At 47.9% G+C, this 12,233-nt stretch carries 8 protein-coding genes; 2 read left to right on the forward strand and 6 right to left on the reverse strand.

Translation table 11 applies throughout. The features are described from left to right. Positions 1-139: 139 nt before the first annotated feature. From GO493_RS07555 to metX, 6 genes are all read right to left on the reverse strand, one after another. On the reverse strand, positions 140-2,902 hold the full coding sequence (locus tag GO493_RS07555) for a TonB-dependent receptor (RefSeq protein WP_157305528.1): 2,763 nt from the start codon (positions 2,900-2,902) through the stop codon (positions 140-142). Between the two features lie 124 nt (positions 2,903-3,026). After that, positions 3,027-6,149 (reverse strand): efflux RND transporter permease subunit, encoded by a 3,123-nt coding sequence (locus GO493_RS07560; RefSeq protein WP_157305529.1) that lies wholly within the window; start codon positions 6,147-6,149, stop codon positions 3,027-3,029. Positions 6,150-6,162: 13 nt separating this feature from the next. After that, positions 6,163-7,242: an efflux RND transporter periplasmic adaptor subunit gene (locus GO493_RS07565; RefSeq protein ID WP_157305530.1), complete on the reverse strand. Its 1,080-nt coding sequence runs from the start codon at positions 7,240-7,242 to the stop codon at positions 6,163-6,165. Positions 7,243-7,263: 21 nt separating this feature from the next. Further along, complete coding sequence (locus tag GO493_RS07570) at positions 7,264-8,559, reverse strand: TolC family protein (RefSeq protein ID WP_157305531.1); 1,296 nt, start codon at positions 8,557-8,559, stop codon at positions 7,264-7,266. A 121-nt stretch (positions 8,560-8,680) separates the two neighbouring features. Beyond that, positions 8,681-9,052 carry a hypothetical protein gene (locus GO493_RS07575; protein WP_157305532.1) on the reverse strand — a complete coding sequence of 124 codons (372 nt, stop codon included), beginning with the start codon at positions 9,050-9,052 and terminating at the stop codon, positions 8,681-8,683. A gap of 165 nt (positions 9,053-9,217) precedes the next feature. Beyond that, complete coding sequence (metX, locus tag GO493_RS07580) at positions 9,218-10,234, reverse strand: homoserine O-acetyltransferase MetX (RefSeq protein WP_157305533.1); 1,017 nt, start codon at positions 10,232-10,234, stop codon at positions 9,218-9,220. A 238-nt stretch (positions 10,235-10,472) separates the two neighbouring features. Here metX and GO493_RS07585 point away from each other — a divergent pair, with 238 nt between their 5' ends. Both GO493_RS07585 and GO493_RS07590 read left to right on the forward strand, forming a co-directional pair. After that, positions 10,473-10,895 (forward strand): OsmC family protein, encoded by a 423-nt coding sequence (locus tag GO493_RS07585; RefSeq protein WP_157305534.1) that lies wholly within the window; start codon positions 10,473-10,475, stop codon positions 10,893-10,895. A gap of 90 nt (positions 10,896-10,985) precedes the next feature. Then, positions 10,986-12,167 (forward strand): trans-sulfuration enzyme family protein, encoded by a 1,182-nt coding sequence (locus GO493_RS07590; RefSeq protein ID WP_157305535.1) that lies wholly within the window; start codon positions 10,986-10,988, stop codon positions 12,165-12,167. The last annotated feature ends 66 nt before the right edge of the window (positions 12,168-12,233 follow it).

The raw sequence follows: 12,233 nt of genomic DNA on the forward strand, positions 1-12,233 counted from the left end.
TATTTCTTTAAATTTATAAGCATTTAATTAGAATAGGAGGGAGTGTTAAGATAACTGTGTAAAGGCTAAAGATAATATGCAGAGAACAGGCCGGATATTCCTATCCGGCCTGTTCTTTTAAAGTAAATGTTATTCTTAATTATCTCAACAGATCTTCAAACAACAATGCTACATAGTAAATTCCACCTGCTTTCGGATTACCATAAGAGGTCTGGAAGTAGTGATTAGTGATATTAGAACCACCTACTTTAACAGTTGTCTTTATCCTCGGCATTTTATAATTCACCTGTGCATCTATAGTGCTATACGCCGGAACTGCACCTCTTACAAAGGAAGAATTCCATACAAAGGAATCCTGCCAGCGCCACATCACGTTAAAGCCGATATTCTTATATACGTTCCTGTTAGACAGGCCGATATTGAAACGGTATTTAGGTGTGTTGAAGGAATTATCCAGTCCGTCGCCAGAGTCTTTGGTGAGGTCGTTATAGGAGAAGTTACCTGATACTGTCCAGGTGTTGATCAGGTAATCCAGCCCTAACGCACCGCCCTGTGCTACTACGTCAGCAGGGTTGTTGACATAAGTGGCAAAGATATTGGCCCTGCTGAGAGAAGGGTCCTGCGCCAGTGGTTGCGTTGGTTGCAACAACACCAGGTAGGAAAGGAAGTTTGTATAGGAGCTGTAATAATAGTAAGCATCTATCAGCAGGCGGTTGTTAATCAGGCCTTTATAACCTACTTCATATGCCTTCACGCTTTCCGGGCGAAACTTGCCAAAAGTGTGAAGCTGCAACTGGGTAGGATCTCCTGTAGCAGCATACCGTTGTACACTGGCCTGAGTATAGCCTTTGGTGTTATAGAGGTCATACTTTGTCAGTATCTCAGGCAAGCCACCGATCAGGCGGGTATTAGCCCTGATTGGCAGATCTATGTACTGGTCCTGGTTGGTAGGGTTGCGGTATGCTGTCTGGAAGGACAGGCGGATGTTATGACGGGGAGCAACAGTGAATACACCGGAGATACGTGGTGTAAAGCGGCCGTCAAAGTTTTCGTTCTTATCATAACGAACGGAAGCCGTCAGCTTGATCCTGTCTTTCACCAGTTTTTTACCTACCTGCAGATATGCACCATATTCGTCGATAGGAATAGTACCATCGGCGTCATCGAAGATAGTACCATCTGAGTTGAGGGAATAACGGCGCCAGGACGCACCTGCCTGTACCTCCAGCACTTTGATATGCTGTGTGAAGTCATAGAAACCTTCGTAGTGATACAGGTTGGTTTTATCGTTGAACTTGGCTCCGTTCCTGTTGGTGCCAAAACCGATATACCTGCTGGTGATAGCATCTTTAGCGGTATTGAACGGCGCTGACCCCGGAGTAAGGCGGTTACGGTCGGCATACGCCCTGGCTATAGCGTGGGCCTGAGCGTCTGTTTTCGCGCCGGGAGCACCAGGGAAAATACCTGCGCGGGCCTGGTTGTAGACAGTAGCATATTCAGCAAACCATCCGCCGGTAACATTCCCGTTGGCATCCCTCACCACGCTGGGATTGTAGGTCTCATTCAGCAATGTGCCCAGGGCTGTAGCATTGTAGGCATCCCCTGAACGTTCCTGTGTAGTATATGCGCGGACAAAGTACTGCTTACCACGAAGCTCTAATTTGTACTGTCCTACGTTGAACTTACGAAGGGAATAACGGTCAGAGCCTGTGTATACAGTAGTGCCTGTTCCCCAGTTACCCTGAACAATAGCTTCAATATTATCGGTGAATTTATAATGGAAAGCAGCACCTGTTTTAATGCTTCTTGTATTATAATCTACCAGGTCTTTTTCCCTGTAACCGGTACGGGAAACGGCCACGCCATTCAGCAAGCCGGCGGTAGCGCCAAAAGTTGTGGTGATCTCGTCCCCATATACGTTTACGCCATCATAGTTAGGATCTGTAGCATGAGAGAAACCGGCTTTTGTACGCAGGTTCAGCCTGTCGAAGTTGGTAGAATCTACAGCCTGCCAATCATCTGCCTGCATGAACCCGAAGTTGAGCTTGAAGGCAAATTTGCCCAGCGCTTTTGCATAACGGGCGGTAACATCAGGGATGAAGCCCACATTGTTCTGTTGCACTTTACCCAGGTGGTTGATGCCTGCCTGGAGTTTCATGCTGAGCCCCTGGTATTCAAACGGGCTTTTACTGGTCATGAGCAGGGTACCGTTCATACCGCCTGCGCCATACAGTGCAGAAGATGCGCCCGGCAACAGTTCTACGCTGGCTACGTCCAGTTCAGACATTCCCACGATATTTCCCACTGAAAAGTTCAGGCCGGGGGCCTGGTTATCCATACCGTCTACCAGCTGGTTGAAACGGGTGTTCCCGTTGGTGTTGAAACCGCGGGTAGTGATAGTGCGGAAAGTGAGACTCTGCACACTGGATTCCACACCTTTCAAAGAGGGTAGGGCATCATAGAAACTGGGAGTTGGCGATTCCCGTATAGCCGTAGTATTTAATTTTTCAATAGATACCGGCGATTCCAGGATACTTTGAGAAACACGGCTGGCGGCAATTACCACTTCTTCCCCCAGTATGTCTGTAGGTGCCAGCAACACTGTAAGGGGACTGGCACTGGTAATCTGTACGTCCTGGCTGGTAAAACCAACGGAGGAGAACACGATACTGAAAGGGAAGGAGCGGCTGGTGTTGAATTTAAAATTGCCGCTGCCATCTGTAATTGTGCCGGCCAGCGTGCCTTTAATGCTAACGCTCACTCCGGCTAAGGGCTCTCCTGTTGTTTTGTTGGTAACAGTACCTGTGATGGTCTGTTGCTGCCCGTATACTACAGCAGATGTGCTGAACAGTAAGAATAGGGTGCACAAACAGGTCAGGATCAGTTGTAAACAGTTCTTCATACAGTGGTGATTTTGGTGACTTTGGGATCGTGGTAATTTTATAGGGAATGTAAGAAAAAAAGTCGATAGTCTGCCAAAGCAAACTACCGACTTTTTATCATGTATGTTACTCGTTGTAGGTAAATCAATCCATTTTCTGGCCCATTCTTCTATAGCCCAGATAGAAAAACAGCGGGAATACGAGCAGGGTAAGCACGGTTGCCGTTATAAGGCCCCCGATCACCACTATTGCCAATGGTTTAGAGGTTTCAGAACCAATACCTTTGGAGAGCGCTGCAGGCAGCAAACCAATCGCCGCCATCAGCGCCGTCATCACTACCGGCCTCACCCTGGTGCGTACACCATCGCGGATAGCCAGCTCCAGCGTTTGCTTATTGAATTCTCTCTTCTTCACCTTCTGCATATTGTTCTTGAACACCGTTATCAGGATCACCCCGTTCTGTATACAGATACCAAAAAGGGCAATGAAACCGATACCTGCAGATATACTAAAGTTAGTACCGGATACCAGGAGGGCGGCTATCCCCCCTATGATAGCAAAAGGTACATTAATGAGTACTAACCCTGCATCTTTGACATTACCGAACATCACAAACAGGATCAGGAAGATGATCAGCAGGCTGATAGGCACTACCTGGGTCAACCTTTTGGTTGCACGTTGCTGGTTCTCAAAATCGCCCGCCCAAAGCATTTCATATCCTTTGTCCAGTTTCACCTGCTTATCCACCTTACTTTGCGCTTCAGCAATCACACTCCCCATGTCACGGCCACGGATAGAGAATTTAACTGCGGTATAACGCCTGTTATCGTCCCTGAAGATGATACTGGGCCCTGTCAGCGTACGGATAGTAGCAATGTTCTTAACCGGCACCTTGGCTCCCCTCAGGGTAGGCACCATCAGGTTGCTGATAGCCTCTGCGTTATCACGGTATTTCTCTTCATAACGCAGCCTGAGCTGGAACTTGCGTTCTCCTTCATATATCTGCGTAACGGCCTTACCGCCTATGGCCATTTCGATAGTGGCATTGGCATCGGCAGTAGTTACACCATAAAGGGCCATTTTATTCTCATCCAGTTCTATACGCATTTCCGGCTGACCGATATTCCTGATCACGCCAAGATCTTCCACACCTTTGATGTTCTTCATGATCTCATATACCTGCTTGGCCTTATCTTCCGTATAAGCCAGGCTATCACCATAGATCTTCACACAAAGTGATCCTTTCACACCAGATACAGCTTCCTCCACATTATCCATGATAGGCTGGGAGAAGTTCAGGTTCACGCCCTGGTATACTTCCAGCCGCTTCTGCATCTTGTCTATCAGCTCTTCCTTGGTGAGGCCGCTCTTCCATTGTTTCTTGGGATATATGTCCACATGGAACTCGATATTATAGAAACCGGTAGCGTCTGTACCATCGTTAGGGCGGCCTGTCTGGGACATTACCTGTCTTACTTCAGGGAACTCAAGGATGATCCGGCGCATCTTATTAGCCAGTACCTTGGATTCATCCAGGGAAACACTGAGCGGGCAGGTAGCGCGGATGTAAATAGCGCCTTCATCCAGTTCGGGGAGGAACTCACTACCCAGAAATTTAAAGTTGAACAAGCCTATGCCTACCAGTACAGTAGCGAGGATAAGTGTAAGGCGTTTTTTGTGGTAAGTCCAGGAGAAGAGCTTCATTACTCCGCCTATAATGGCTTCCACAAAAGGATTGTGCCTTTCGCGCACATTCTTGCGCAACAGGAGGCTGCTGAGCAGCGGCACAAGCGTCAGCGTGAGTATCAAAGCGCCCAGCAGGGCAAAACCCAGTGTCCACGCCAGGGGAGAGAACATTTTACCTTCCACTTTCTCGAAAGAGAAGATAGGCAGCAGGGCTGCAATGATGATCAGTTTGGAGAAGAAGATGGCTTTACCCAATTCGCCTCCTGTGGCTTTGATCATACCCAGTTTGGAGAGCTTATTGAAACGTTCCATACCTACCTGGTGGGCACGATGGTCCAGCAACACGAAGATGCCTTCTACCATCACCACCGCACCATCTATGATGATACCGAAGTCTATCGCCCCCATCGATAGCAGGTTGGCCGACATTCCCCTCAACGTCAGGCAGATGAATGCAAAAAGCAGGGCCAGCGGAATCACTATTGCCACGATCACAGTAGTACGCCAGTCAGCCATGAACAGGAACACTATCACCGTTACAAAGATGATACCTTCCAGCATGTTATGCAGTACTGTGTGGGTAGCGAATTCGATCAGGTCATTACGGTTGTAGAAGGTGTTGATCTTCACATCTGACGGTAATACCTTTTCATTCAGGTAAGTGATCCTGTCCTGCACGCGTTTGATCACTTCACTGGGATTTTCTCCCTTACGCATCACGATGATGCCTTCCACTACGTCATTACGTTTATCACGACCTACCTGTCCCAGGCGGGGCAGGCTGGAAATGCTTACTTCTGCCAGGTCTTTTACGAGGATAGGCGTACCGTTCACGTTGTCTACAATAATATTACCTATCTCTTCCACATTGTTCAGCAAACCGATACCACGTACTACATAGGCCTGTGAGTTATCTACGATAACATCGCCACCTACATTGATATTGCTCTTGGATACGGCATTGTATACGTCCAGCGGCGCAATATCATAAGAGGCCAGTTTCTGCGGATTTACCTTGATCTCGTATGTCTTCACTTCACCACCAAAACTTACCACATCGCCCACACCCGGTACGTTCAACAGGCGGCGTTCTATCACCCAGTCCTGCAAGGTTTTCAGTTCGGCTACGGTCTTGGTCTTGCTTTCCAGGGTATAGCGGAAGATCTCTCCCGTAGGACCGGTAGGCGGTTGTACGTCAGGTTCTGCGCCATCGGGTACTTCCACATCGCGCAGCATGTTGTTTACCTGCTGGCGGGCAAAGGCGTCATCCACATTATCGTCAAAGATCACTTTTACAACAGAAAGGCCGAATACGGTGGTTGAACGTACAGATGTTTTCTTCTGTACAGGATTCATCGCCACTTCAATGGGCACGGTCACAAATTTCTCTACTTCCTCTGCACTTCTGCCGGGCCATTGTGTAATAATGGTGATCTGGGTATTGGTCACATCGGGGAAGGCCTCGATGGGTATATTCCTGAAGGCTATGATTCCCCATACGATCAGCACAATAGTGGCAAACCCGATGAAGAGCCTGTTCTTCAGGGAAAAGGCTATAACTGATTTAATGATTTTCTGCATGAGATCCCGTTAACTATTTAACATTGAGTGCATCGTATAAAAATACCTGAGAGCTGGTCACCACCTGTTCTCCTTCGCTGAGGCCGGTAATAAATGCCCGGTCTTCGATCCTGCGCAATACGGTGATGGGTTTTATTTCCAGTCCGTTACTCTTCTTCACGATCACATATTGCTTACTGTTGTCCATCACCATTGCCTTTGCAGGGATGCTGAGGATACTGTCGCCCGGAGCTGTTCTCACCTTCACGGTAGCAAACATTTCCGGTTTCAGCTCATTGTTCGTATTAGGCATGCTGATACGAACCTTCATGGTACGGTTGGAGGGATCAAGCACATTATAGACTTTGTCTATTTTACCCAGGTAATCTTTATCGGGATTGGAGAATGTCCTTACTTTCACCTCATCGCCTAAACGGATATTGGCAATATCTGTTTCGTATACACTGGCGATGATCCATACTGTAGAAAGGTCTGCCACGGTAAAGAGGTTGGTGCTGTTATCCTGTCTTACTTCAGAGTTATTGGAGATGTTCTTTTCGATCACATAACCGCTGATAGGCGCTTTCAGCGTATAAACAGCGTTGCTGCCACCGGTGATGGAGGCTACCTGTCTTGCGCGGTTCAGTTCGGACTGGGCTTTCTTCAGCTCTACCTGGGCAGAGAGGTATTCCTGTTGTGTGGCCAGGTTTCCTTCAAAGAGGGATTTCTGTGTCTCCACGTTCTTACGGGCCAGCTCTACGTTGGATTCCGCCACAGATACGTCGTTAGCGATACCGGCCACTTCGCCGCTCTGCAGTACGGCCAGTACCTGTCCCTGTTTTACATAGTCGCCCAGCTCTACCTGTACGCTTTTGATCTTACCGCTTGCCAGCGCGTATACTTTGGCTTCTTTGCTTTCATCCGGTTCTATCTTACCATTCAGCTTGATACTTTCTGAAGGTTGTTCAAACACGGCTGGTGCGGTCTCCACATGTTTATAAAGGCTGTCTGTCTCAGACGTGTCGTCTTTCCTTGTTTCTGCTTTGTCAGTGCCGCAGGCGGACAGAAGGCAACCGAAGGCTACAGGGAGCAGGTATATCACAAAAGGTTTCATGAGTATTGTCAGTTATGATGATTAGTTATTGAACATAGTTTTACCGATGGCAAAATTCAGCGTTTCGATGGCCTGCATCCTGTCGTTCTGCAACTGGTTCAGCTGCAGGACATTTTCTTTATAAGAATCGTAGAAGTCTGTTAGTTCCAGCAGGCTGATATTCTTTTTAAGGAAGTTTTCGGTAATGCTGCCCAGCAGTTGTTCTGATTGTTTGCGGAAATCAGGGTCTACCGATTCCAGCATTTTATCTGTGTTCAGCGCTTTTACATAAGCGGTCTGTACTTCGTTCTCCACTGTAAGAGATTGCTTTTGTACCAGGAGTTTTGACTGGTCTACAGAATATTTCGCGGCTTTGATATTACCCTGGTTCCTGTTAAAGAAGGGGAGGTCTATCCCCAGGTTCAGGAAGGTAGCGTTATCCACGAAGCTGCCTCTTTTATCAAAGCTGGCGCCCAGTGAGAGGTCAGGTACAGCCATTGCTTTCTGCAGGCTGTAGTTCTGTTCTGTATAGCGAAGGCTGTTCTGAGCCAGCTGGAGGTCCTGACGGTTCAGGTAGGCGCTGTCTACCAGTGTTTGCAGGCTGGTTTGCCGTATGGGCTGTGCAACCAGCGCGCTGTCCGGCATATCAGGAGCAAACCAGGAATGGTTGTTCTGTAACAGCAGCTGGAGCTCTGATTCGATATCGTTCACCTGGTTGGCCAGGGTAGTTCTTTCTGCTTTAAGGCTGTATAAGAGAGAACGGAGGCGGATAGCATCTTTCAATGTAACCAGCCCTTTCTTCTGCAGGTCATTGTAGGTGCCGTCCATTTTTTCCAGTGCAGCTATCTGTACATCGTAGGCATGCATGGAATTCTGCAGGTAATAGGCCTGGTAGAAATTACTACGGAGTGTAAAACGCAGTGTACGCAGCAGATCAAAGAAGGCATTGTCTGCCATCTCTGCGTTGGTACGTGCCAGTTTTACTGATTTGTTCCTTTTACCTGCCAGGGAGATCATCTGCTGGATGGCCACTTCATACTGACCGGTCCTGTTACTGATATCGAAGTACTTTTTCCTGTCAGGGTTGTAAAGGTTCCCGCTGAATGTAAGGTTTGGATTATTGTATAGCCGTGCCTGTATGATCTGGGCGCGGGCAATGGATACATTGTATTTCTCTGCAAGCAGCTCAAGATTCTTCTCCAGGAACTGCTGTTCTGCCTGTTGCAGGGTGATATGCGTGGTATCCTGGGCATGTACCCCGGCACAGGCAAGCAACAGTAAGAAGCAGCAGGTAATGGTCCGATAGAAGGCTGCCAGGTTAAAATCCCTGTTTAACATTTACGTTCGTTTAATACTGATTTTTAAATAATATGTAAAAACATCAACAATAAGGCACAAAGAATGTTCATTGTCAACCGTTCAGGCTGCCATTCATGTGCAGAATTGTTATAAAATATGCTTAGGCTTCTGGTGGCGGCGTGAGTATATCGTACGCCATAGTAAGGGGTTTTTGTACCGGCAACAAGGGGTAGGCTACTGCCAGTTCCCTGGCTGTAGGCTCTTTACGGGTGATGGTAAACTGTTCCTGCTGATGCAGATAACAGGTAATGCCATAGCTTCCGGTAAAGTAGTGGGCCATATCATCATCCTCATCTTCTATCACCACGTTGCTGTTACCCAGCAGGACCTGGTCCACAAAGTCAAAAACAGTATTAATATCACCTATCTGTCTTCCGTATGCATCATACACGTCTTTCTCATCCGCTACCGGGACGAACATCATTGTATTGATGTGAATAAAGAGTAATATATAGGCAAATATCCTTTTCATGCAATTACGGATACAAATATAGAATCAGAGGAATGGATATTCTTATGGCTTAAGGAACTTTAAGGCCTTTTTAATCGGATTTTAACCTTGTTAAAATGGGGTTATATTCAATGCAAAAGCCGGCCAGTGGCCGGCTTTCAGCTATGATAACGTAGGTCAGGTGTTTTAATCAAGCCAGTTTCCCAGGATGCTGCCTATTTTCTCAAACTCGATCAGGAAGCCGTCGTGGCCGTAAGATGAGTCTATTTCGTGGTAGGTGGCATTCGGAATGTAGCGGGAGAGGAATACCTGTTCTTCCGGCGGACAAAGCACATCGCTCGTGATACCGATGATCAGGGAAGGCTGGGAAATGAGGGCCAGGGTTCCGGCAAGGTCGGTTTCCCGGCCGCGGGCTATGTTGTGGCTGTCCATTGCCTTGGTAAGCAGCCAGTAAGATTGCGCGTTGAAGCGTTTTACCAGTTTATCTCCCTGGTAGTTGATATAGGAAGAAGCCCGGAAATTGTCAGTCTTTTCCTTGTCAGGATCAGACTGAGTGCGTACAAACGTCTGGTAGTTACGGTAAGTGAGCATGCCGAGTGCACGGGCAGCTTTTAAGCCTGCGGCGCCGGCAGCGGCGCTATTGTCTTTCCAGGTGCTGTCAGCTTCAATGCTCAGTCTCTGGGCAGTATGAATCGCTATGCCCCAGGCGCTTTCAGAGGCGCCGGTACACATCAGGCAGAGGCGGTTGATATTTTCCGGTTCCAGTAATGCCCATTCCAGGGCCTGGTAGCCGCCCATAGAACCTCCCATCAGCAACGCTACCTGTTCAATGCCCAGGTGTTTACGCAGAAGTACGTGCGCCTGTACCATGTCGCGGACGGTTACCTGCGGGAAGGAATAATAGTAAGGCTGTCCGGTGGCGGGATCAGTGGAAAGGGGACCGGACGTTCCATAGCAGGAGCCAAGTATATTGGCACATATGATATAGTGACGTTCAGGGTCTATGGCCCTGCCAGGGCCTATGAGGCCCTGCCACCAGTCTGCTACGTCGGAATTGGCTGTCAGTGCATGACATATCCATACAACGTTGCTACCGTTCTTATCTGGTTTGCCGTAAGTGTGATAAGCAATATGCAGTTCCGGCAAGGTAATGCCGGATTCTAAAATAAATGCCTGTTTGCTATGAAAGATCTGTGCCGCCAAAGCCCCGGAAAAATTTGCGCAAATCTAAGGGAAAAAATACTGAATCCATAATGATGTGAGAACAGGTAGCATAGCAGTTGGGGACTTTATATCATATTTAATGCGCTTTTTTGAGGGCGCTTTCCCGGCCTGCGGCCGCAAAAGAATTTAAACTGGCAACCGGATAGGGCCCCCTAACCACCGTCATTTGGGATTTGATTCCCCACTAAGTATCTTTGGTATCTAATTTTTAGATCCAATGAAGATATCACTACAGAGAATTGATGATTCATTCAACATGGAAGCTGTTGATGCCGGCGGGCACAAAGTATTGATGGATTCTTCCGTTGAAAACGGCGGGAAAGGTAACGGCGTAAGACCGATGCAGATGCTTCTGATGGGACTGGGCGGCTGCTCGGCCATAGACGTAGCAATGATCCTGAAGAAACAACGCCAGGAGCTGACTGACTTCCGTATTGAAGTTGATGGTGAACGCGAAAAAGGGAAAGAACCCTCTATCTGGGAGAAAGTACATATCATCTTCCACCTGAAAGGTGCTAACCTGGACCCCGACAAAGCAACAAGAGCGGTAGAACTCTCTATGACCAAATATTGCTCTGTTGCCGAAACTTTACGCCGCGCAGGTGGGGACCTTACCTGGGAAACCAGGGTGAATGAGTAATTCGCCGTTTTTACATGACAATGTCAAGCAATAACTTGACTATGTCAATCAATCAAGAAATAATAATTAACATTAATATACCAGCAAAAGATGGAGAAAGATCAATACCGGCCGGAAACCAATGCAGTCAGGATACAGACCGAAAAAACATGGCAGATGGAGCATTCCACCCCGCTTTTCCTCACTTCCAGTTTTACCTATGATAATGCGGAAGAAATGCGGGCCACATTTGCGGATGAAACAGATAATAATATCTACAGCCGTTTCAGTAACCCTAATGTGGACGAGTTTGTAAGGAAAGTATGTGCACTGGAAGGAGCTGAGGCCGGATATGCCACCTCATCCGGTATGAGTGCGATCTTTGCCAGTTTCATGGCACTGCTGAAAACAGGCGATCACCTGCTTTCCGCCAGCTCTATCTTTGGCTCTACCCATACGGTGATCACCAAATATCTGCCTAAATGGGGCATTGAGCACAGCTACTTTGATATTAACAATCCGGCTGGTATCGAGGCGCTTATAAAGCCCAATACCAAAATGATCTTCGTAGAAACGCCGTCCAACCCGGGCCTGGAGATCATTGACCTGGACCTGCTGGCCGGCATTGCCAATAAACATAACATTATCCTCAACGTTGATAACTGCTTTGCATCGCCTGTATTACAGCGTCCTGTTGCACATGGCGTACATATCGTTACCCACTCCGCCACCAAATGGATGGATGGGCAGGGACGTGTACTGGGTGGCGTTGTAGTTGGACGTGCAGACCTGATCAAAGAGATCTATGCTTTTTGCAGGAGCACAGGACCCGCGATGTCTCCGTTCAACGCATGGGTACTGAGTAAAAGTATGGAGACCCTGCATATCCGCATGGCCCGTCATTCTGAAAGCGCCCTGGCCCTGGCTAAAGCGCTGGAAGGTAATCCGTTGCTGGAATGGGTGAAATATCCTATGCTGGAAAGCCATCCACAGCATGCTATTGCTAAAAAGCAGATGAGTGGCGGCGGAGGTATTGTATGCTTTGAGCTGAAAGGAGGATTGCAGAGCGGCACCCGTTTCCTGGATGCGCTGAAAATGCTTACGCTGACGGCCAACCTGGGAGACAGCAGAAGTATTGCTTCCCATCCGGCAAGCACCACACATGCCAAGCTGACGGATACCGAGAGGGTGCAGGTAGGGATCACACCAGGCATGATAAGAATATCGGTCGGCCTGGAAAACGTGCAGGACATACTGGATGATATTTTACAGGCACTAGAAAAAAGTAAGTAAACCATATGCTTCAGGGAGTTAACTTTAACTCCCTGTTTTTTTTCCTACAACCAAAATTCCAACATT

The sequence above is a fragment of the Chitinophaga tropicalis genome (genome assembly GCF_009758205.1).
Taxonomy (GTDB): domain Bacteria; phylum Bacteroidota; class Bacteroidia; order Chitinophagales; family Chitinophagaceae; genus Chitinophaga; species Chitinophaga tropicalis.